Here is a 22,772-nt window from a genome sequence, read left to right as displayed (position 1 = left end):
GCCACCGGGAGGCTTGTCGGCAAGCAACAGCTTTCCGGAAGCGTTCGCGCCTGCAACATAGAACCTGAATGTGACGAAAGCTAAGGGAGAATGGCGACCGCCGGCCCTTCAATGATGGGGAAAACCATGCGTCTGCAAAACAAGGTTGCCATCATCACCGGCGCGGCGTCGGGCTTCGGCGAGGGCATGGCGAAGCGCTTCGCCGAGGAAGGCGCGCGCGTCGTGGTTGCCGACCTCAATGCCAAGGGCGCAGCGCGCGTGGCGAAGGAAATCGGCGACAACGCGATCTGGACCCAGACCGACGTCTCGCAACGCTCCGAATTCGACGAGATGGTGTATGCCGCCAAGAGCGCCTTCGGCCGTGTCGACATCATGGTCAACAATGCCGGCTACACCCATCGCAACGGCGACATGCTCGGCGTCGACGAGCAAACCTTCGACCTGATCACCGCTGTCAACATGAAGGCGATCTATCATGCCGCGCTTGCCGTGGTGCCGATCATGGACCGGCAGGGCGGCGGCGTCATACTGACCACGGCTTCGACAGCCGGCATCAGGCCGCGGCCGGGCCTCACCTGGTACAACGCCTCCAAGGGATGGGCGATCACCGCCACCAAGTCGATGGCGGTCGAACTCGCCCCGAAGAACATCCGCGTCAATTGCCTCTGCCCGGTCGCCGGCGAGACCGGCATGCTGGAGAAGTTCATGGGCGCCGACACGCCGGAGATCCGTGAAAAATTCCGCGCCTCTATCCCGCTCGGCCGGCTGTCGACGCCGCTCGACATCGCCAACGCGGCCCTCTGGCTGGCTTCGGACGAGGCGGCCTTGATCACCGGCGTGGCGCTGGAAGTCGACGGCGGGCGCTGCATCTGAACCGAGGTCGCGGCGGCTGCAGGCCGCCAAGAGCGTCCAGATCAGGCGCCGGTCTTGACGAAGCTCTTGTAGATCCAGCCGCGTTTGCCGTTATAGACGATCTCGCACCATTTTTTGCAGCTCATCACCTGCACAGCTGACTTGGCAGGCACAGTGACGATCGCGGCGGCGCCGTTCTTCGGGCCGGAACGCATGGTAACAGCCCTCAGGACGCGTCCATTGGTGCCAGTGCCGGCGTTTTCGGGCTTCGGCTCGTCCTGGGCCGCATCGTCGGGTGCCGCCGGCTGAGCCTCGGCAACCTGGGGCTTCGCGTCCGGGATGGCGGCGGTCTGGGCCGCATCCATTTTGTCGTCAGGCTTTTTTGCGCCTGCCGCTTGGGCAGCCGCCGGCGCAGGCGCCGCGACCTCAGCCAGAGCGGCCGAAGCATCGTTTCCGGACGCGGATTCGGCGAAGGCGGCAACGGCCGGTTCGTCGTTCTGCGTCGCCGGCTTCTCTGCGGCCTGAGCGGATGAGGCCGGCGGAGCATCCGCCGCGGGCGCAGGCTCACCAACCGTGCCGTTCCAGCGGGGATTGTTGGAAGCCAGTGCCGGGATGGCGGCTTCTCGGGATGCAGTCATGGGCGAAACCGCATCGGCCTTGCGCGCGGCTTGCGGCGCGGCGGCGACACTGACAGCGCTCGATACCGTCGGAGCGATTTTCTTCGTCTTGACCGGGATCGCGGGGACGGTCTGCTCCGTTTTCGCGATCGCCTGCCGCTCATTGGCCGGCAAGGCCAGCCAAAGCGCCACCGCCGCTACGCCAAGCAGCGCCGCGGTGCCGACGGCCGCGATCACCAGATGCGCGTTCGACTGCAGGCCCTGCCAGAACGAGGGCCGCATGTCATAGCCGAACCGCACGGCAAAGTGCCGTCGTTCCGGCGCACCGAAACTGAAGGGCTCGTTCACCTAAACCACCTCCAACAACCGGGCCGACGTTCTTTCGATCTTGCCGCAAACCATTGGCGGCTGATCGGCATCGGTCCCGAAATTTCCAGCGGGCAGGCCCGCGCAAATCCCCGTCTTATCGCCCAGAACCGGCATCTTTTACCGCCGATTATGGCATCAGTGCGCCTTTTTGCGAAATTCTGCGCGTTTGTTAAGGATTCCGCAACGTGCCGTTAGGGAAGCGGACTTGTCGAATTAACAGCTTCTGCACATGTTCCGGCTTCAGATCCTGCGGCGCAGTGCGAACCAGTTGAGCGCCAGAAACAGCAGCGGTGCGCGTAAACAACAGCTGTCCGGGAAGGCGGGAATCTTCAGATACTCGATCAGCTTCAGCGGTCGCGATTGCCCGCGACCGTCTCGGCGTAGAGCTTGCCGAAGAAGTTGGACAGCATGATGCCGTGGCCGGAATACCCGCCCATCGAGGCATGCGGAAACGCAGGTGAATGGTGAATAGTGAATGCTTTGCTAGAGCGCTCTGGCTGCGTTCACCCATCCAATATGAAATTACTCACCATTCACTATTCACCCATTCACTCGACGAAGTGGCCGCTCACACATTCAGCAACAGATACTCCCGCTCCCAAGGGCTGATCACTTCCATGAATGTCTCGAACTCGGCTCGCTTGATGGCCGCATACGTGGCTGCGAAGGATTTGCCGACAATGGCGCCAAGCTCCTTGTCGGCCTCGAAAAGGTCCACGGCCTCGAGCAAGCTGCGCGGCAGGTCGATCTCGTCCTCGTTGGCGGTCGTCAGCACCGGCGGCTCGGCCTGGACCTTGTTGTTCATGCCGATCAACCCGCAGGCAAGCGAGGCGGCAAGCGCCAGATAGGGATTGGCGTCCGAGGACGGAATCCGATTTTCGACGCGCCGCGCCGCTGGATCGGAACGCGGCACGCGGAAAGCCGTCGTGCGGTTGTCGTAGCCCCACTTGTTGTTGACCGGCGCCGACGCAGCCTGCGTGAGCCGCCGATAGGAATTGACGTAAGGCGCAAGCATCACTAGCGCGTTCGGCACGTGTTTCTGCATGCCGCCGATGAAATGGAAGAACGCATCAGTTTCGGCGCCGTCCTCGGCCGAGAAGATGTTTTTGCCGGTCTTCTTGTCGACCACCGACTGGTGGATATGCATGGCCGAGCCAGGTTGCCCCTGGATCGGCTTGGCCATGAAGGTGGCGTAGATTTCGTGCTTCAGCGCCGCCTCGCGGATCGTGCGCTTGAACATGAAGACCTGGTCGGCAAGCTCGATCGGATTGCCGTGACGCAGGTTGATCTCGAGCTGGCCGGCGCCCTCCTCGTGGATCAGCGTATCGATCTCTAGGCCTTGCCGCTCCGAGAAATGGTAGATGTCGTCTATCAGTTCGTCGAACTCGTTGACGCCCGCGATCGAATAGCCGGCGCCGCCGCCGATCGGCCGCCCTGAGCGCCCGACGGGCGGCGTAAGCGGATAGTCCGGATCGGGGTTCTTGCGTACCAGATAGAATTCGATCTCGGGCGCCACCACCGGCTTCAGCCCCCGGTCGTCATAGGCGGCCAGCACGCGCTTCAGCACGTTGCGCGGCGTGAATTCGACGGAGCGGCCATCCTGGTGGACGAGGTCGCAGATCACCGCGGCGGTCGGATCTTCCTCCCAGGGCACGACGGTCAGTGTCGAGAGATCGGGCAAGAGCTTCAGGTCGCCGTCGTCCTCCGGATAGTGGAAGCCATTGCCGTCTTCCGGATAGCCCCCGGATATCGTCGTCATGAACACGGCTGAAGGCAACGCCAGCGATGTGTTGGAGGTGAATTTCTTCGACGGCATCATCTTGCCGCGGGCGACGCCGGCCTGGTCCGGCGTGATGCACTCGATGTCCTCGATGCCGCGCCACTCCAGCCAGGCGCTGGCTTCCTTCCAATTCTTCACACCGCGTTCGTTTTTCAAGAAGGCAGGCGTGCGGGCGCGTCCCCCCCGGCTCGACGGACGGACTTCCTTTTTTTCAGGCGGCATCATTCACCAGATTGTGTTGCGGATTTCAAAGTATAGCCGGGCGCCGTGGCGGAAGGAAAGGGGAGGCGCCCGCGTCGCCACAGGCAAGCCGAGACGCAGCCCAAAGGAACCGGCGTGCCTGTCTTCTTGCTGGCGGCGCAGCGCCACAGGGTCTAGATGAGCCTGTAAGCAAAGGGTCGCACATGTCCACTCCACGTTTGACCACCATCGGCTTCGATGCCGACGACACGCTGTGGCAGAACGAGCAGTTCTTCCGCCTGACCGAGAAGCGTTTTGCCGCCTTGCTGGCCGAGCACGGCGATCATGAGCACATCGCGGCACGGCTGCTCGAAGCGGAAAGGCGCAACCTCGCCCTCTATGGCTTCGGCATTAAGGGCTTTACGCTGTCGATGATCGAGACGGCCGTCGCGATCACAAACGGCGAGGTGCCCGGTTCGGTCATCGGCGAAATCCTGGCTGCCGGCCGCGAGATGCTCAGCCATCCGATCGAGCCGCTGCCGCATGCCCGCGAGACGGTCGAAAAGCTGGCGGGCTCCTACCATCTGGTGCTGATCACCAAGGGCGACCTCTTCGATCAAGAGCGCAAGCTCGCGCAGTCGGGAATGGGTGATCTCTTCGATGCCGTCGAGATCGTCAGCGACAAGAGCGCAGCCACCTATGCCCGCATCTTCAGCCGCCATGGCGACGGTCCGCAGAACAGCATGATGGTTGGCAACTCGCTCAAGTCCGATGTGGTTCCCGCCATCGAGGCCGGTGGCTGGGGCATCCATGTGCCGCACGAATTGACCTGGGCGATCGAACACGCCGAGGCGCCTGTCGCGGCGCCGCGTTTTCGCGAGATCGCAGATCTCGGCGAGTTGCCGGCACTGGTCGAGGCAATAGCGAAGCCCGGCTGAGCGTCGCCTCTGCCTAGCCGCGGCCGACCAGGCGATCGATTACTGGTTGCAGCCTTTCGGGCGTGATCGGCTTGGCGACCACGGCGTCGACCACGCTCGACAGGCCGAGGCTGTCCGGCGTGCCATTCCTGGTTGAAAGCAGGATCACGGCGGGCCGCGCCTTGCCGGAAGCGCGCCGCAGCGCGTCGATGCCGGACAGCAACCTGTCGCAATCCCTGTCGTCGGGTCCGCCATCGAGTATGATTGCGCCGGGAACCAGGCCGGCCAAAGCTTTCTCGGCCGCCTCCGGTGGCTCCGAAATCGGCTTCAGCCCGGACTTTTCCACGATTTTCGATACGACGACCCGGTTGATCGACGATTTGCCGACCACCAGCACCTTGGAGATATCCGCCGGCAGCCGGGCCGCCGCGCCACGGTCCGCCGGTTTCATTGGTTTTTCAGAGTCGTCACGATTGGCGGGACACATGTATGGCGGAGGCTCTGGTTCAATGCAGGGTTGAAACCTTAAGCGCGCAATTGGCGCGAGATCGCCAGCGGTGTCAAGCAAAAATAGTGGAAAATGATAATATAGGAAGAATTGCTAAAATCCGGCGCAAGTTCTCCCCAGCGCCACGGCCACAATTCGAAAAAACGAACGTCCCCCGGAACGTATAGCACACGGGAGACACTCGCGAGTGATTGTTGACGTTACGTCAGCCTTGGTTCTGATGGGTGACGATCACTGGGATCAAAAGATCACCCCAGTTGCCGTCTCCGCCATGGTGCCTGGCAGAGCGCACCAGCTCGACGGACACACCTGCTTCGACCGCCTTCATCACAGACTGGTTGAGCCTGTGCAGGTCGTTGGCAAGCATGCGGATCGTCGCCTGCTGATCGACGCTCATCGCGCTTGATTGTTCTTCGGCCCGTTCCTTGACCCGGCTTATCGATGCCATTGCTGTTCTCCTCGACGTAAGTGCCCTTCGGGCGTTTCCTCTGGTGTTGTCATTACTCGGCCGCCGGCCTGAACTGGGCGTGCTCGGTCGACTCATGCATGGCGGTGGTCGAAGACTGGCCGCCGGAGATCGCCATCGAAACGGCATCGAAATAGCCGGTGCCGACTTCGCGCTGATGCTTGGTCGCGGTATAGCCATGGACCTCCGCCGCGAATTCCGCCTCCTGCAGTTCCGAATAGGCCGCCATCTGGCGCTCCTTGTAGCCGCGGGCCAGTTCGAACATGCCGAAGTTCAGCTGGTGGAACCCGGCCAGTGTGATGAACTGGAATTTGTAGCCCATGGCGCCGAGTTCCTTCTGGAACTTCGCGATGGTCGCGTCGTCCAGGTTCTTCTTCCAATTGAACGACGGCGAGCAATTATAGGCGAGCAGCTTGCCCGGGTGGTGCTTGTGCACCCCTTCAGCGAACTTCCTTGCCTGCTGAAGATCCGGCTTCGAGGTTTCGCACCAGATCAGGTCCGCATGCGGCGCGTAGGCGACGGCGCGCGCGATGCAGGGCTCGATGCCGTTCCTGACGTGATAGAAGCCCTCGACCGTGCGGCCGGCGTCATAGTCGACGAAAGGCCGGTCGCGCTCGTCGATGTCGGAGGTGAGCAGCTTGGCGGCTTCCGCGTCGGTGCGCGCCACCACCAGCGTCGGCGTGCCCATCACGTCCGCTGCAAGCCGGGCCGCATTGAGGTTGCGGATATGCGCTGCGGTCGGGATCAGCACCTTGCCGCCGAGATGGCCGCACTTCTTCTCCGACGCCAACTGGTCCTCATAGTGGACGCCAGCGGCACCGGCCTCGATGAAGGCCTTCATGATCTCGAACGCGTTGAGCGGCCCGCCAAAGCCGGCTTCGGCGTCGGCGACGATGGGCGCGAACCAGGTCTCGACCGAAAGACCCTTGCCTTCGGATGTCTCGATCTGGTCGGCGCGCTGCAGCGTGCGGTTGATGCGCTTGACCAGCTCCGGCGCCGCATTCGCCGGATAAAGCGACTGGTCCGGATACATGGCCGACGCGGTGTTGGCGTCGGCCGCGACCTGCCAGCCCGACAGATAGATCGCCTTCAAGCCCGCCCTGACCTGCTGCATGGCCTGGTTGCCCGACATGGCGCCGAGCGCATTGACGAAATCTTCCTCGTGGATCAGCTTCCACAGCCTGCTCGCGCCCATCTCCGCAAGCGTATGGCGAATCTGGACCGAGCCGCGCAGCCGCTTCACGTCCTCCGCCGAGTAGGGCCGTTCGATGCCGTCGAAACGGCCCTCCGGCGCGGACGGGACGAGGTTGTAAAAATCAGTCATCGATTGCTCCAGGTCAGTCTTGCTTGTTTAGATGGCCCGTTTGAGGGACGTATCTGTGGGCCGTTCACGTGTTACATTGTTTACATTGCGCCGCAAAAGTCGCCAGAAAAACCGGAGCTTGCCCGCTAAAATACGGGAAAACTGGTGTTGCGTTTGACAGGTCGGGGCTGTAAATCTGTCATGATTGTAAAAAGCTGGATGAGCCCGCGACGGCGCGCCGTTATGTAAAACTCTTTTCAAGGTAGCCGATTGGCCGAGCAGAAGATTTTCGCCGGGCCGCGCATCCGCCGGCTTCGCAACGCCAAGGGCCTGACCCAGACGGCGATGGCCGAAGGCCTGGGCATCTCGCCGTCCTACCTCAATCTCATCGAGCGCAACCAGCGGCCGCTGACGGTGCAGCTGATCCTCAAGCTGGCGTCGGCCTACAAGATCGACCCGCACGAATTGCAGGGCGAGACCAAAGGATCGATCGCGGCGCTGAAGGAAGTGTTCGGCGATCCGCTGCTGGCCGGCGAACTGCCGGGCGACCAGGAACTGATCGACCTCGCCGAGATCGCGCCGAACGCTTCCGCCGCGATGGTGAAATTGTTTCGCGCCTATCGCGAGCAGGCCGATCGGCTGTCGGATCTCAATGAACTCCTGGCGCGGGAGGGCAGGGCGACCGCATTGTCCGGCACGCGCCTGCCTGTCGACGAAGTGCACGAGACTTTCGAGCGCAGGCCGAACCATTTCGCCGCGCTGGAGGAGGAAGCCGAGGCCTTCATTTCGCTGCTCGATCCAGGCGACGACCTGTTCGGCACGCTGAAGGCGTGGCTAAGGCGCGAGCACGGCATCGTGGTCAAGGTGCTGCCGGTGGCCACCATGCCGAACTGGCGCAGGCGCTACGATCGCCATTCGCAACGCCTGTTCCTGTCAGAGCGGCTCTCCCCCTTCGATCAGCTGCGCGAGGTCGCCATGGAGGCGAGCCTGATGCGCATGACGGTGGCCGTGGCGGGCGAGATCCAGACGTTGAAGCTCGGCACGGACGAAGCGCGCCGCTTAGCCCGTTTCGAGCTCGGCCGCTATGCGGCGCACGCGCTGATGATGCCCTATCACGCCTTTCATGCAGCGGCCGTCCGCGCCCGCTACGACATCGACGTCTTGCGTTCGCGCTTCGGCGTCTCCTTCGAGCAGGCGGCAAACCGCCTGACCATGCTGCAGCGGCCGAGCGCCTCAGGCGTACCGTTCTTCATGCTGGAGGTCGACAGTGCCGGCAACCGCTTCCGCAAGGCGGGCAGCCTGGGCTATCCGCAAAGCCGTTTCGGCGGCGCCTGTCCGAAGCTTCCTGTCCATGCGGCCTTTTCGCAGCCGGGCCGGATCCTGGTCGAGGCGGTGGAAATGCCGGACGGGGCCGAGTTCCTCTGCATCGCCCGCACGCTCGAAGGGCCGCAAGGCGCCTTCTCCGAGCGGCCGCGGCGCACGGCGCTTCTGCTGGGCTGCGACATCGGCTTTCGCGACGAGATCGTCTACAGCGCGGCGCTGCCCGGACCGTCCGCCGCCAAGGCCGCGCAGAGCACGGCATATGCAACGCCGGTCGGCCCGGCCTGCAGGCTCTGCGAGCGCGTTGGCTGCCTGGCGCGCGCCGAGCCGCCGGTGACCCGGCCGCTTGGCCTCGACGAGATGGTGACGGGTCTCAGCGCCTTCGATTTCCAGGGGTAGCACCCCCGCCAGCCGCAGCGGTTCGGCGGCCCGCAAGCCGGCTTTGTCCTACATTTCAGCGGATGCTGGATCACGCCTGGCTCGAGCATTTGCGCTACGCGAATGGGATATGGTGTGGTCGTCCGTGGTGGATCGTGCCGCCGGCAAATCGCTGACAGTCTCGCCTATGACCGATACCGCCTCGTCTCGCGTTGCCTTGGCCGCCGTCTCGCCGCGCGAGGAGCGGATCGGCATGCTGCTGGTCTTCCTGTCGGCGCTGATGTGGAGTTTTGGCGGCACCATCGCTCGCTTCATCCATGTCGGCGACAGCTGGACCGTGGTGTTCTGGCGCTCGATCTGGGCGGTGGGCTTCCTCGTCGCCTTCATGCTCTGGCGCGACGGCTGGCGCGGCACCTGGAGATTGTTCCGCGACATGGGCCTGCCTGGGCTGGGCGTCGCTCTCTGCTTCGCCACCGCCTCCACGAGCTTCATCGTCGCGCTCGCCTACACGACGGTCGCCAACATCTTGTTGATGCAGGCCGGTGTCCCGCTTCTGGCGGCCATGCTCGCCTGGGTGCTGTTTCGCGAACGCGTGACCCCAGGAACCTGGGTCGCCATTGCCGCCGTCATCACCGGCGTGGCCATCATGGTCTCGGAATCGCTTGACGGCGCCGTCTCGCCGATCGGCGATGGCCTGGCGCTGCTGATCGCGGTGATGTTGTCGTTCGCGACCGTGATCACCCGGCGCTTTGCCCATGTGCGCATGGTGCCGGCCACTTGCCTCGGCGCATTGCTCGCCGGTGCTTTTGCTGCCTCGCAAGCCACGGAATTCACCGTCTCCGGGCGCGACATGGGCTTTCTCTTCGCCTTCGGCGTCATCAATCTCGGCGTCGGTCTTGCTTTTTTCGCCATGGGCGCCCGCCTGGTGCCCGCGGCCGTCGCGGCGCTGCTCGGCACTTTCGAGCCGATCCTCGGTCCGATCTGGGTGTGGCTCGTCCATTCCGAGGTGCCGTCGGGGCGCACCATCATCGGCGGCGCGGTCGTCATCGCCGCGCTGCTTGTTCATATTGCGTTTGAGTTCAAGCGGCAGACCCGGCCCGAGCGGCCGGGCATCACCGGGCTGCCGTCTCCCAATTGATGCTCGCGTGTCTTCCCCATTGACAACTCCGCTGCGGGCCGGGCAGGCTGCAATTACGGCAACAACAAGACAGGCGTATCTTGCCAAGTGACTCCGCCGGCCTCATCGAGGCCGGACCGCATCGTTACATCTCTGCTTACGCCGCGGCCAACGCCGCTGAGGCCGTCCGAACAGCTTCCTGGAAAGGAGGCAAGGGCGGCGCCCGTCACTCAACGATCCGGCGCACTGCCAGGCGCGCGCGCTTGTGGCTCTCCGGAAATCTCCATAGTCTGAAACAAACGCCGTCCCGCGCCCATGTCGCGACGAGCCGGCACGGGAACACTCACCAAAGGAGAATATCATGATCCGCAAAGCGCTCTTGCTTTCGGCGACTTCGGCCTTTCTGACGCTCTTCGCCGCGAGCGGCCATGCCGACGACCGCGTCGTCAACGTCTATAACTGGTCGGACTATATCGACAGCTCGATCATCGAGGACTTCACCAAGAAGACCGGCATCAAGGTCGTCTACGACACTTTCGATTCCAACGAGATCCTGGAGACGAAGCTGCTGGCCGGGGGCAGCGGCTATGATGTGGTGGTGCCCAGCGCCAATTTCCTGGCGCGCCAGATCCAGGCCGGCGTCTTCCAGAAGCTCGACAAGTCGAAGCTGCCGAACATCTCCAACATGTGGGATGTCATTTCGGAGCGCACCGCCAAGTATGATCCGAACAATGAGTATTCGGTCAACTACATGTGGGGCACCGTCGGCCTCGGCTACAACGTCAAGAAGGTGCAGGCGGCACTCGGTACCGACAAGATCGACAGCTGGGATGTGTTCTTCAATCCTGAGAGCCTCGCCAAGCTCAAGGATTGCGGCGTCTATGTGCTGGATTCCCCCTCCGACATCATTCCGGCCACGTTGAAATATCTCGGCCTCGATCCAAACAGCACCTCGCCCGAGGATATCGCCAAGGCCGAGGCAGCCCTGCTCAAGGTCCGGCCGTATATTCGCAAGTTCCATTCCTCGGAATACATCAACGCGCTGGCAAACGGCGACATCTGCCTGGCGATCGGCTGGTCGGGAGATGTGTTCCAGGCGCGCAACCGCGCCGAGGAGGCCAAGCAGGGCGTCGAGATCGGCTATTCGGTGCCCAAGGAAGGCGCCCAGATGTGGTTCGATCAGATGGCGATCCCCGCCGACGCGCCGCATGTCGCCGAAGCGCATGAGTTCATCAATTACATGATGACGCCGGAAGTCATCGCCAAATCCTCGAATTATGTGCTCTACGCCAACGGCAACAAGGCTTCGCAGCAGTTCGTCGACAAGGCCCTGCTGGAGGACACCTCGGTCTATCCGGACGAGGAGACGACCAAGAAGCTTTACACCGTCCAGCCCTACGATCCCAAGACACAGCGCATCATCACGCGCACCTGGACCAAGATCGTCACCGGCCAATAGGCATCGAGAGGCGATCCCGGCAGAAACGGCCGGGGTCGCTTTCTTTAGGAGCAATTCCAGCAAAAGTGTGGGACGGTTTTCCGCCCGGAATTGCGTCAAAAACAAAAAGCTGAAGCGGTTCGGCGTTTCCTCGAAACCATGAACCGTTCCAGCGGAACGAAACAGACCCGGAGTGGGACATGAAATCGCTTGGCAGCATCCGCAGGGATTTCGCGCCATGGAATGATCCGAGCGCCAAGCCGTATATCCAGTTCGACAAGGTGACCAAGAAGTTTGGCGACTTCACCGCCGTCAACAATCTGTCGCTGGCCATCTTCGAACGTGAGTTCTTCGCCCTGCTCGGCGCCTCGGGCTGCGGCAAGTCGACCCTGCTCAGGATGCTCGCCGGCTTCGAGGAGCCGACCGCGGGGCGCATTCTGCTCGACGGCCAGGACCTGCGCGGCATTCCGCCCTATAAGCGGCCGGTGAACATGATGTTCCAGTCCTACGCGCTGTTTCCGCATATGACGGTGGAAAAGAACATCGCTTTCGGCCTCAAGCAGGAAGGCATGCCCGCTCCCGATATCGAAAAGCGCGTCGCCGAGATGCTGAGGCTGGTCAAGCTCGAGCAGTTCGCCAAGCGCAAGCCGCACCAGCTTTCCGGCGGTCAGCGCCAGCGTGTGGCGCTTGCCCGCTCGGTCGCCAAGCGGCCGAAGGTGCTTTTGCTGGACGAGCCGCTCGGCGCGCTCGACAAGAAGCTGCGCGAAGAGACGCAGTTCGAACTGATGGACCTGCAGCAGGAACTTGGTCTTACCTTCGTCGTCGTCACCCACGACCAGGAGGAAGCCATGACCATGGCCGACCGCATCGCCATCATGGACAGGGGCGAGGTGATGCAGGTGGCGACGCCGGCGGAAATCTACGAGGCCCCGACGTCGCGCTTCGTGGCGCATTTCGTCGGCAATGTGAACATGTTCGAGGGCAAGGTTGCCGAGCGGGCAGCGAATACGACGCGCATCACCGGCGCGACCGGTGCGCAGATCGTCGTCGATAATGCCGCCGACACCACCAAGGGCGCCGACATCGTCTTCGCGATCCGGCCCGAGAAGATCAAGGTCTCGTCGAGGAAGCCGGCAGATGCCGTCAATGCGCTGGAAGGCGAAGTCTATGACGTTGCGTATCTTGGCGACATGACCGTCTACCACATCAAGCTCGACGACGGACAGATGGTGCGGGCAAGCGCGTTGAACGCTGCCCGGGTCAGCGAGGACCCGCTGACCTGGAACGACCGCGCCTGGGTCTCCTTCCGGCCGGACGCCGGCGTCGTGCTGACAAGGTAATAGGGCGGCCATGACCAATATCGCCGCCGCCCCTTCCTCGGCCGAAACCGCCGCTCAGTTGCCGACCAAGCTGGCGAAGGGTTTCGTCGACCGTCTCGTTATCATCGTTCCCTATCTCTGGCTGCTGTTCTTCTTCCTTGTCCCGTTCATCATCGTCTTCAAGATCTCGCTGTCGCAGACGGCGATCTCGATGCCGCCTTACACCCCGGTGCTCGATTTCGGCGACGGCATTTCCGGATTCTTCGCAGGCTTTCGCGAACTCAACTTCGACAATTACACCTGGCTGACTCAGGACGCGCTTTACTTCAACGCCTATGTGACCAGCCTGATCATCGCGGGCATCTCGACGGTGTTGACGCTGGTCGTCGGCTATCCGATCGCCTATGGCATGGCGCGCGCGCCGGCGACGATCCGGCCGACCTTGCTGATGCTGGTGATCCTGCCGTTCTGGACCTCGTTCCTGATCCGCGTCTATGCCTGGATCGGCATCCTGAAACCCGAAGGGCTGCTCAACCAGGTGCTGCTCGCCAGTGGCCTGATCAGCCAGCCGCTGGTCATCCTCAACACCTACACCGCGATCTTCATCGGCATCGTCTATTCCTATCTGCCCTTCATGGTGCTGCCGCTCTACTCGTCGTTGGAGAAGGTGGACTATTCGCTGATCGAGGCGGCGCAGGATCTCGGCTGCCCGCCGATCGGCGCCTTTTGGAAGATCACCTTCCCGCTGTCGCTGCCGGGCGTGATTGCCGGCTGCCTGCTGGTCTTCATCCCGGCGGTCGGCGAGTTCGTCATACCGGACCTTCTCGGCGGCTCGCAGACGCTGATGATCGGCAAGACGCTGTGGAACGAATTCTTCGCCAACCGCGATTGGCCGGTCTCGTCGGCGGTGGCGGTCATCCTGCTCCTGGTGCTGACCGTCCCGATCATGTTCTTCCAGCAGGCTCAAGCGAAAGCCCAGGAGCAAGGCAAATGAACGGCACCTGGAGCCGCTTCAACATCACCTCGATCGTGCTCGGCTTTGCCTTTCTCTATCTGCCGATCGTGCTTCTCATCGTCTTTTCCTTCAACGAATCGAAGCTCGTCACCGTCTGGGGCGGCTTCTCGACGAAATGGTACGTGTCGCTGTTCCACAACCAGGGCCTGATGGACGCCACCTGGGTGACGGCCCGCGTCGGCGTCATCTCGGCGACCGTTGCGACCGTGCTCGGCACGCTGGCGGCGATCACCTTGACCCGCTACACACGCTTCAAGGGGCGGGTGCTGTTTTCCGGCATGGTCTTTGCGCCGCTGGTGATGCCGGAAGTCATTACCGGCCTGTCGCTGCTCTTGCTTTTCGTGGCCGTCGGACTTGACCGAGGCTTCTTCACCGTCACGCTCGCCCACATCACCTTCACCATGTGCTTCGTGGCCGTCGTCGTGCAGTCGCGCCTGGTCTCCTTCGACCGCTCGCTGGAAGAAGCCGCGATGGACCTCGGCGCGCCGCCGGTGAAGACCTTTTTCCAGATCACCTTGCCCGTCATCTTGCCGGCGATCATCTCCGGCTGGATGCTGGCCTTCACGCTCTCGCTCGACGATCTGGTCATCGCCTCCTTCACCTCGGGCCCTGGCGCCACGACGCTGCCGATGAAGATCTACAGCCAGGTGCGCCTCGGCGTGACGCCGGAGATCAATGCCGCCTGCACCATCCTGATCGCTGTCGTCGCGATCGGCGTCATCATTGCCTCGATCGCCAACAAGCGCCGCGAGGTCCAGCGCCAGCGCGATGAGCAGGCGGCGCAACGCGGATAGGGAACAAAGACGGGCGCGACCTGCGCCTTGTTCTATTGGCCTGAAACGCCGCGGCTGATCGGCGAGATGAACGGAGTGCTCCAGTTGCCGCCGACGAAGAACAACGATTGCTTTGGGGGCTGCGGCGCCTGCACCGCTGTCTGACCGGCGGTAGCCGGTTGTTGGGCCGGCTGTTGCTGCGCAGGTTGTCCGTTCGGGATGATGCCGCCCGAGAGCGCCAGCCCGCGCCCGGTATAGGAGGCGATGCCCGAAAGCCAGATCTTGTACTTCTGTGCATTGACCTCTGCCTTGTCCAGCCGCGCCACACCTTTCGAGATGCTCGCCTTGATCTCGGCGCCGTCGATGGGCAGCGAGCCGTCGGCGACGTCGTCGAGGGCGAAGAATCCGCCCTGTTCGTTGCGCTTGAGAAAGGCAGGCAGGTTGAGGCCGTTGATCGAGCCCGGCCCGAACGTCGCCGAGAAAGACCCGTCGGCGTTCTCGAAGATCGAGTCCCAGGCCTTGCCCGGCCCCTTCAGAATGACCGAGACGGTTCCGGTTCCGGCCGGCACCAGCCGCGTCATCCCCGCCGCGGTGGCGAAGGCGCCGGTGTCGACGTCCGATGCCAAAAGCCGCAACTCGACCTGAGTGCCGTCCGGCTTGCGGTCGAAGCGCAGGCTGCTCTGGATGTTGCCGTTGAAGGCCGACGCGTCGGAGATGTCGAACACGGCAAGCCCGTTCTTGACCTGCGCGGTCGCGGCGACATCGGCAAGCTGGATCGGGCCGGCGGTGGCGTGCGCCGCCGACAGCCTGAGATCGAGGTTGATCTTGTCGGCGAAGCCGGTGTCGAACTCGCCGGGGCCTGCCTGGCCGGCCGGAGCGATCGGCGTGAAAGCGGAAAGGACCGATCGAAGATCGAGCGCATCGAACGCAAGCGTGCCGGAAACAACGGGAAGGGGCTCGCTGAACGAAAAGTCCAGCGCTCCCATGCCGGGGTTGTTGTCCAGCGCCACCGTCGTGTTCTCGAACTTCGCGCGCCCCGCCGAGGCCGCCACCTTGCTCGCGACCGAGACGGAGCCGATCGCAGCACCAGGCGCCATGCCGGCCTGCGACCATTCAAGCAGGCGTCGCAGCGAAGGGGCGGTGAATTTCGCTTGGCCGTCCAGATAGCCGTTCTCCGACATCGAGGCGACGCCGTCGAAAGAAAGTGTGGCGGGCGCCGCCTTGAAGGCGAGCGTGACGGGCGCGACCCCTCCGGCAAACAGCACCAGCGGCTTCGCCGAGGAAAAATCGATCTGGACGCTTTCGCCGCGCCATATGCCGGTCGCCGTGAGCGCGGCGTCGCTGTTCATCGCCGCCCAGTTCACCTGGCCGCTGAGGCTGCTCAGGATCTCGGTATCCTTGCCGCCAACCGAGGTCACGACGCGGCCGTCGCGGAACTCGACGATGCCGAACGGATCGGAAGGGAGTCTGCCGAGGTCGGGCTTCTGCGGGTTCGCGGTGACCACGCCGCGCGCAGTGTCGATCGAGCGGGTGATGCGGCCGCCGGTCGGCAGCGGCGGCAGATAGAGGCCGTTCGCCTTGCGCTCCACCCTGATGGTCGGCCGCACCAGCCTTGCCGTTGAGAATTGGACGTCGCCCTGCACGGCGGCCATGGCCGAGAGATCGACTTCGACGCGCTCGGCTTCGATCACCGGCGGCGCGTCGGTCTCCGTCCATTGCGACAGCGTCACATCGCTGAGGATTGCCCGGAACTTAGGCCACACCTCGATGCGCGGCGAGCCGTCGATCGTCACGCGAAAGCCGCTCCAGGCGCTCAATTCCCAAGCGATGCGGTCGCGTACGATGCGCGTCGAGGCAATCAGCGGCAAGGCAGCGACGGCGAGCGCGATGACCAGCACCGCAACGCCGATTACCCATACCCCGCGCCGGATCAAAGATGATCTCATCTCGCCCCGTGAGTTCCATTGCCGACAAATCGCCCGACGGGTGTAGCCGAGCGCCGACGCTTTTCAAGTCTTTATGGCCCTCCGATGGCGTTTGCGCCGTGTCCTTGTCGGCCATTTCAACAAAATCTTGCTCTGCTGCGCTGCGGTATGCATAAGCGATAAGCCCGTCCGGTCCGCCAACGCCACGCCGGTTTTTGGACAACGACGCAGGCGACATCAGGCTTAATTGCCGCAATCGCGACGCGCTTTGGGAGGAACGATATGGCTGCCGACACCCCCTTGTGGACGCCGACGCAGGACCGGATCGCCTCCGCGCCCATGACTGCCTTCATGAAAGCTGCGGCTGGCAAGTCTGGCCAGGCTTTCTCCAGCTATGCCGAGCTCCACCGCTGGTCGATCGACGACCGCGAAGCGTTCTGGGACCTCGTGTGGGACTTTTGCGGACTTGTCGGCGACAAGGGCGAGCGGGCTCTGGTCGATGGCGAGAAGATGCCTGGCGCCGCCTTCTTTCCCGACGCGAAACTCAATTTCGCTGAGAACCTTCTGAAAAAAACCGGCGGCAGCCTGGCCATCGTCTTCCGCGGCGAGGACAAGGTCGAGCGCCGGCTGTCCTGGAACGAGCTCCATGCGCTCACTTCGCGCCTGCAGCAGCTCTTCCTGTCGATCGGCGTCAGAGAGGGCGATCGCATCGCCGCCATGATGCCGAACATGCCGGAGACGGTCGCTGCCATGCTGGCTGCCGCCTCGATCGGCGCGGTCTGGTCTTCCTGCTCACCTGATTTCGGCGAACAGGGCGTGCTCGACCGTTTCGGCCAGATCGAGCCGGTCGTCTTCATCGCGCCTGACGGCTATTGGTACAACGGCAAAGCCATCGAGGTCGCCGACAAGATCCGCGCGGTGGCCGAGAAACTCGCGACCGTGCGCAAGGTGCTGATCGTCGACTATCTCGGCACGTCGGCCGATGTCGCCGCCACCATCGACAAGGCCGAGGCGCTGGAAGGAGCGCTCTCGCCCTTTGCCGCCAGGCCGCTCGCCTTCGAGCGGCTGCCTTTTTCGCACCCGCTCTACATTCTGTTCTCCTCCGGCACGACCGGAATCCCGAAATGCATCGTGCACTCGGCCGGCGGCACGCTGATCCAGCACGTCAAGGAGCAGCGGCTGCATGCCGGCCTGCTGGACGGCGACCGCTTTTTCTACTTCACCACCTGCGGCTGGATGATGTGGAACTGGCTGGTCTCGGGCCTCGCCTCGGGGGCGACGTTGCTGCTCTATGACGGTTCGCCCTTCTACCCCGACGGCAATGCGCTGTTCGATTTCGCCGATGCCGAGAAGATGACCTATTTCGGCACTTCGGCGAAATTCATCGATTCCGTACGCAAGGCAGGGCTGAAGCCGATCGACAGCCACGACCTTGCAAGCGTGCGGACCATCTCTTCCACAGGCTCGCCGCTGTCGCCGGAGGATTTCCGCTTCGTCTATGACGGCATCAAGAAGGACGTGCATCTCGCCTCGATATCCGGCGGCACCGACATCGTTTCCTGCTTCGTGCTGGGTGTCCCGACCGAGCCGGTCTGGACCGGCGAGATCCAGGGGCCGGGCCTCGGCCTGGCGGTGGACGTGTGGGACGACGACGGCAAGCCGGTCCGGCAGGAGAAGGGCGAACTCGTCTGCACCAAGGCATTCCCGTCGATGCCGATCGGCTTCTGGAACGATCCGGACGGCAAGAAGTACCACGCGGCCTATTTCGAGCGCTTCGACAACATCTGGTGCCATGGCGATTTCGCCGAATGGACCGCGCATGGCGGCATGGTCATCCATGGCCGCTCCGACGCCACGCTCAATCCAGGCGGGGTGAGAATAGGCACGGCCGAGATCTACAACCAGGTCGAGCAGATGCCGGAAATCCTGGAGGCGCTCTGCATCGGCCAGGATTTCGACAACGACGTGCGCGTCGTGCTGTTCGTGCGGCTGGCCGCCGGCGTGAGCCTCGATGAGGATCTGGAAAAGCGCATCCGCGCCAGAATCCGCTCGGGCGCCAGCCCCCGCCATGTGCCGGCGAAGATCGTTGCCGTCACCGACATCCCGCGCACCAAGTCGGGCAAGATCACCGAGCTTGCCGTGCGCGACGTGGTGCATGGTCGCGCCATCAAGAACAAGGAAGCGCTCGCCAATCCCGAAGCGCTGGAGCTGTTCAGGAACCTGCCGCAGCTTGCCGATTAGGTCTTCCCGGCATGGTTAAGAAATAGTGTCGATCCAATTTACCTAGATTTCACGAGTGGTACACATTCGTAAATTTTTTTGGCTCCCGGTAAGGACTTGTTAAGGGACGGCGCCGATAGTCGCGTGTAACTTGAGGGAGAAATCCCGTTCCTCGTCCCCTGAGGTTCAGCTCAAGCCCCGTTGTGACAGCATCCCATTTTCCAAGGCGTCCTCCAGGGCGCCTTTTTCTTTGACCGAAGCTTGTCTTGCGGATCGTTATTCGGCCAGCACGCGCGTCGATGGGAACACGACCTCGACCAGCGTGCCTTCGCCAGGTGTCGATGTGATAGTGAAGCGGGCACGGTTGGCCTCCACCATCGCCTTGGTCAGAGGCAGCCCGAGGCCAGTGCCGTCGCCGCGGCCGCGTTTGAGCGCATTGATCTGCTTGAAGGGCTTCAATGCCTGCTCGATCTCGGCCGGCGTCATGCCGATGCCGGTATCGCGCACGCGCATGACGACGTCGCCGGAGGTCTCGTAGGCGGTGGACACAATCACTTGGCCGCCGGCCTGGGTATAGCGGATGGCGTTGGAAAGTATGTTCAGCGCAATCTGGCGCACACTCCTCAAATCCGCCACCACTTCCGGCAGCCGCGAGGCGAAGCTCGAGCGGATGATGACGCGCTCGCGGTTGGCCTGCGGCTGCATCATCGCCACCGTTTCGGCCAGCGTGTCGTTGAGCGACACCGCCTCATAGGCCATCTCCTGCTGGCCGGCCTCGATCTTGGAGATGTCGAGCAGGTCGTTGACGAGGTCGAGCACATGGTTGCCCGAACGGTTGATGTCACGCAGATAGTCGCGGTAGCGGTCGTTGGCGACCGGGCCGAACTTCTCGTCCACCATCAGTTCGGAAAAGCCGATGATAGCGTTGAGCGGCGTGCGGATCTCATGGCTGATGCGGGCCAGGAAATCCGTCTTCTGCGAGGAGGCGCGCTCGGCCACGGCGCGCGCTTGGGTAAGGTCTTCCTCGGCCCGCTTCCACTGCGTGATGTCGCGCACGACGGCGCAGAAGCCGCTGTCGTTGGGCAGCCTGCCGATGGTCATGAACAGCGGGATGAAGCGCCCTTGCGCCTCGCGGCCGATCACCTCGCGCCCGTCGTTCAGCAAGCTCGCCACGCCAGGTTCGGAAAGGCCGACGAGATAGTCGCGCGCCGCGCGCTGGCTCTCGATGGCGAACAGCGAGGCAAAGGGCTTGCCGGCGATCTCGTCGCTGTCGAAGCCGAACAGGGCTTCAGCCGGGCGGCTGATCGAGCGGATGTTGCCGTCGCGGCCGATCAGCACCACGCCGTCGGTGGCGGTGTCGATGATGGTGCGCATTTCGGCGATGCGCGACTTCAGTTCGGACACGTCCGGCTGCTGGTTCGGCTCGTCATTGGCCGCGCTGAGATGGGAGGAGGGCGCCTCGTCCTCGCCCGAGCGACGAACCACCAGCATCAGCGCCTTGCCGCCGCGCCACGGCACCGAGCGCAGGAGCGCATCGATCGGGAATTCCTGGCCCTGGCGGGTTGTGACCTTCAGCGAACGGTCGCTTTCGTCGCTCTCGCCATCATCGGCGTAATGGTCGGCGAACAGCGCGCCGAGCCCGCCGGCATCGGCAAGGTCTTCCAGCGCGTCGTAGCCGGTGAGCTCCAGGAACGCCTCATTGGCATAGTGCAGCACGTCGCCGGAATGGATGAGCAGCGGCACAGGCAGCCTGGCGAGGATGGACGTGTCGGGAGCCCTGTCGCCTTCCCCGGTGGAGAAAGCCGAGGGCACGAAGCCCTCGAGCTTGAGCGGCGGCACCGTGAGGCGCGGCCTTTTCGGTGGCGGCGCTTTCGCTTCGCCAGGCTGTCCAGCCGCGGGCAGGGCGCCATCCCTGTCGGAACCGGCCCAGTCCTCGCTGTCTTCCGCGTCGCGAAAATCGTCGGCGGTCATGCCGTCGTCGTCGCCAGCGCCTGCCTCAGGGGCAGGGGCTTCGGCTCCTGGCCGCTCGGCCGTCGGTTCGGCTGCCCTTTCCGCCGCTGCGGTTTGGCGCCTGTCGGGACCCGCTTCCTCCGCTTCATCGGCGGCTTTCTCGCGCCCGGCATAGTTGAGCAGCGACCCGGAGGCGGCGGGCGTTTCGTCTTTCCCAGCGGCTGCCTCGGGAACATCGAGGCCATCGAGCCGAGCCAGATCCTTCTGATCTTCCGCCTCGGTCTCCGCTTCGGCCGTACCAATGGCCTCGTTGCCTTCCGGTATGGCCGGCTCAGGCGAGGTCGCGTCAGTCGCGTTCAGATCGGAGTGGTCGGTCTTCCTCTCACCGGCCAACGGTTGTTCGGCCGTGGGAGCAGCCTTGTCGGCGGTTGCAGCCGCATCTAATTGCTTTTGAGCACCCGCGGTTGCGCCGCTTGGCGGCTCGGCCGGTCCCGAACTGTCCTTCCGCAGCCGCTCGCCGATCTCGCGAAAGGCGCTGCGCTCGAGGATCGACAGCCCTTTCTCACTCGCCGGCCTGTCATTTCCCGGCTGCTTGTCGTTGGCCGGCTGCCTGTGCTCGGCCAGCCGGATCACCTTGTCGGCATAGCGGCGCTCCGGCTTGGGCACGATGGTCAGCGCCGGCACTTCGCCCAGGAACGGGTCGGCAGGTTTCGCCGGCTCGGCCGCGGGTTGCCCGGCGGCAGGTTCGGGTTCTGTCGGAGCGGCGCCATTGGGCACCAGCGCCATGCCGAGCGCTTCCGGGTCGACAACGGCGTCGCCGCTGCGCGCGACGCCGAAGCCGCGGAAGCCTTCGAAGGCGCGGCTGCGGCCATAGACCGGCAGCGCCGCAAGATCGACGGGGATCTTCAGGTCCGTGCCCGCCACCGGCCACAGCACCGAGCGTCCCGACCAGGTATCGCGCCGCTCGAGCAGAGTGGCGATCTCGCCCGATGCGTCGAGGCCGAAAGTCGTCGCGACATCCCTGAAGCGGCGACCGATCACATCGGCGGCGGGTTTGCCGACGATATCGGCGAATTCCGGCGACAGCGCGCTGAACTTGCCTTCGGCGTCGGTCCGCCAGACGAAACGCAGCGGCGGCGCCGAACGGTCGATTTTGCGCGCCGCGCTCGGCTCGGCCGCCGCCGTTCCGGCGGTGTGCTGCCGGCTTCCGGCCGCGACCTCCGCCGGTCCGATCTGTGGCGGCCTCTCCGGCCCCTTCACGTCGTGGCCGCCGGCATTGAAATACCAATGGTCATGCTGCGCCGGGCCGGCACCGCCTGCCAGCGCAGCATCCGGCGCGTGGTCGGCCGTGGCCGCGGTCCCTTGCGTTGGCTGGGCGTCATCCGTGGCCGCTGCCGGGACCGCGTCTGCCTTTTCGCCCTTTGCCGCGGCCGGAGACTGGGTATTGTTCTCTCGGCTCGGCTCGGCGATGACTGTGGTGTTTTTGTCTTCGGAGATGGTGGGCGCGCCTTCCGGCGCTGCCGACTTACCGGCGTCGGGCTGGTCGTTCCGCTCGCCGTCGAGCTGGTCTTCGTCGATCACCACCAGGAGATGGCGCGCGTCGGTCAAGCGCGCAAGCCCGGCCGGGTACGAGGTGCTTGCGCCGGGAACAAGCCGCTTGACGATGCGGTCTCCAGCACTTGCCACGTCCGCGACCAGGGCAGCGAGCGTCTCCGGCCTGATGCCGAGCGCGGCAAATCCCTCCGAAGCCGCCTCGACATGGCCTTGGGCGTCGACGAAGGCGATGAAATGTCCGGCCTCGGTGAAGCCGCCAATGGCGCGGCTGGCTATTTCGGCGGCGCCGCGCGAGCCGGTCTGCGCCGCGGGCATCGCCAGCATGATCGCCTTTTCGCCGTCCGGCATCGTTACCGCGCTGGCGAGCAAGCCGACGGCGCGGCTGACCATGCCGGTCGCCAGCCGCACGGTGACGGCGCGGTCGCTGCCGATATCCGGAAAGCCGCTGGTCGCCATGATCTGCCGCCTGGCAATTAGCGGCAGCCGCGCGGAAGCGCCGATGATTGCTTCGATTTCCGGATAGCCGAATACCGCGGCACCTGGCCCGTTGGCCCAGATCACCTGCTCGAGATCGGCCGACAGTATGGCAAGCGCGTCGCCGGCGGCGAAGCGCTGGCGCACCGCGTCGAGCACGGCGACGTCGAGGAAGGAGTAGTTTTCAGGCGGCATGCGCTGGCAGACCTTCCAGGCGGGCTTTTTGAGTTAACGCTTTGTTAATAAAAGCGTACGGGACCAAGGTCCACAAGCCATGCCGTGTATCGGCCGAAATCT

The 22,772-nt window shown here is 63.9% G+C and carries 16 protein-coding genes and 1 pseudogene; 9 read left to right on the top strand and 8 right to left on the bottom strand.

Going from position 1 to position 22,772, the window contains the following annotated elements; genetic code table 11:
• Positions 1-126 precede the first annotated feature (126 nt).
• Positions 127-873 (top strand): SDR family oxidoreductase, encoded by a 747-nt coding sequence (locus P9254_RS22310; protein ID WP_066989311.1) that lies wholly within the window; start codon positions 127-129, stop codon positions 871-873.
• A gap of 41 nt (positions 874-914) precedes the next feature.
• Here the strand turns inward: P9254_RS22310 and P9254_RS22305 are convergent, their stop codons facing one another.
• The 3 genes and pseudogenes from P9254_RS22305 to P9254_RS22295 all read right to left on the bottom strand — a co-directional run bounded on the left by P9254_RS22305 (position 915) and on the right by P9254_RS22295 (position 3,843).
• Complete coding sequence (locus P9254_RS22305; RefSeq protein WP_278055345.1) at positions 915-1,817, bottom strand: SH3 domain-containing protein; 903 nt, start codon at positions 1,815-1,817, stop codon at positions 915-917.
• Positions 1,818-2,078: 261 nt separating this feature from the next.
• Positions 2,079-2,278: pseudogene (locus P9254_RS22300) on the bottom strand (FAD-dependent oxidoreductase); the annotation flags it as partial.
• Between the two features lie 128 nt (positions 2,279-2,406).
• Positions 2,407-3,843 carry a glutamine synthetase family protein gene (locus P9254_RS22295; RefSeq protein ID WP_164763839.1) on the bottom strand — a complete coding sequence of 479 codons (1,437 nt, stop codon included), beginning with the start codon at positions 3,841-3,843 and terminating at the stop codon, positions 2,407-2,409.
• Between the two features lie 179 nt (positions 3,844-4,022).
• On the opposite strand from P9254_RS22295, the gene P9254_RS22290 reads away from it, so the two are divergent.
• Positions 4,023-4,736 carry an HAD family hydrolase gene (locus P9254_RS22290; protein WP_278055344.1) on the top strand — a complete coding sequence of 238 codons (714 nt, stop codon included), beginning with the start codon at positions 4,023-4,025 and terminating at the stop codon, positions 4,734-4,736.
• A gap of 13 nt (positions 4,737-4,749) precedes the next feature.
• Here P9254_RS22290 and P9254_RS22285 read toward each other — a convergent pair whose 3' ends face one another.
• The 3 genes from P9254_RS22285 to aceA form a co-directional block, all read right to left on the bottom strand.
• Entirely contained in the window at positions 4,750-5,166 is a 417-nt protein-coding gene (locus P9254_RS22285) for a response regulator (RefSeq protein ID WP_164747267.1), read from the bottom strand.
• Between the two features lie 262 nt (positions 5,167-5,428).
• Positions 5,429-5,671, bottom strand: a complete 243-nt coding sequence (locus P9254_RS22280; protein ID WP_066989302.1) for an SMc00767 family acetate metabolism repressor — start codon at positions 5,669-5,671, stop codon at positions 5,429-5,431.
• A 52-nt stretch (positions 5,672-5,723) separates the two neighbouring features.
• On the bottom strand, positions 5,724-7,013 hold the full coding sequence (gene aceA / locus P9254_RS22275) for an isocitrate lyase (protein WP_067327261.1): 1,290 nt from the start codon (positions 7,011-7,013) through the stop codon (positions 5,724-5,726).
• Positions 7,014-7,262: 249 nt separating this feature from the next.
• On the opposite strand from aceA, the gene P9254_RS22270 reads away from it, so the two are divergent.
• The 6 genes from P9254_RS22270 to P9254_RS22245 all read left to right on the top strand — a co-directional run bounded on the left by P9254_RS22270 (position 7,263) and on the right by P9254_RS22245 (position 14,373).
• Complete coding sequence (locus P9254_RS22270) at positions 7,263-8,711, top strand: helix-turn-helix domain-containing protein (protein ID WP_095801100.1); 1,449 nt, start codon at positions 7,263-7,265, stop codon at positions 8,709-8,711.
• A gap of 166 nt (positions 8,712-8,877) precedes the next feature.
• Positions 8,878-9,828 carry a DMT family transporter gene (locus P9254_RS22265; RefSeq protein WP_067327997.1) on the top strand — a complete coding sequence of 317 codons (951 nt, stop codon included), beginning with the start codon at positions 8,878-8,880 and terminating at the stop codon, positions 9,826-9,828.
• 340 nt (positions 9,829-10,168) lie between these two features.
• Positions 10,169-11,266 carry a polyamine ABC transporter substrate-binding protein gene (locus P9254_RS22260; RefSeq protein WP_278055342.1) on the top strand — a complete coding sequence of 366 codons (1,098 nt, stop codon included), beginning with the start codon at positions 10,169-10,171 and terminating at the stop codon, positions 11,264-11,266.
• A gap of 179 nt (positions 11,267-11,445) precedes the next feature.
• Positions 11,446-12,585, top strand: a complete 1,140-nt coding sequence (locus P9254_RS22255) for an ABC transporter ATP-binding protein (protein WP_278055339.1) — start codon at positions 11,446-11,448, stop codon at positions 12,583-12,585.
• 10 nt (positions 12,586-12,595) lie between these two features.
• Positions 12,596-13,558, top strand: a complete 963-nt coding sequence (locus P9254_RS22250; RefSeq protein WP_278055337.1) for an ABC transporter permease subunit — start codon at positions 12,596-12,598, stop codon at positions 13,556-13,558.
• Positions 13,555-14,373, top strand: coding sequence for an ABC transporter permease (locus P9254_RS22245; protein ID WP_278055335.1), 819 nt, complete (start codon positions 13,555-13,557; stop codon positions 14,371-14,373). The genes P9254_RS22250 and P9254_RS22245 overlap by 4 nt, the downstream gene beginning before the upstream one ends.
• Before the next feature lie 32 nt (positions 14,374-14,405).
• On the opposite strand, the gene P9254_RS22240 is transcribed toward P9254_RS22245, so the two are convergent.
• A complete protein-coding gene (locus P9254_RS22240) occupies positions 14,406-16,298 on the bottom strand; it encodes an AsmA family protein (protein ID WP_278055334.1) in 1,893 nt (630 codons plus the stop codon).
• Positions 16,299-16,559: 261 nt separating this feature from the next.
• Here P9254_RS22240 and P9254_RS22235 point away from each other — a divergent pair, with 261 nt between their 5' ends.
• Complete coding sequence (locus P9254_RS22235; protein WP_278055332.1) at positions 16,560-18,518, top strand: acetoacetate--CoA ligase; 1,959 nt, start codon at positions 16,560-16,562, stop codon at positions 18,516-18,518.
• Between the two features lie 255 nt (positions 18,519-18,773).
• On the opposite strand, the gene P9254_RS22230 is transcribed toward P9254_RS22235, so the two are convergent.
• Positions 18,774-22,670 (bottom strand): PAS domain S-box protein, encoded by a 3,897-nt coding sequence (locus P9254_RS22230; RefSeq protein WP_278055331.1) that lies wholly within the window; start codon positions 22,668-22,670, stop codon positions 18,774-18,776.
• Between the last annotated feature and the right edge of the window lie 102 nt (positions 22,671-22,772).

The organism is Mesorhizobium sp. WSM4983 (assembly GCF_029625765.1).
Classification (GTDB): Bacteria; Pseudomonadota; Alphaproteobacteria; order Rhizobiales; family Rhizobiaceae; genus Mesorhizobium.
Note: the sequence above shows the minus strand (reverse complement) of the source record. Positions and strands in the feature narration are given on the sequence as shown.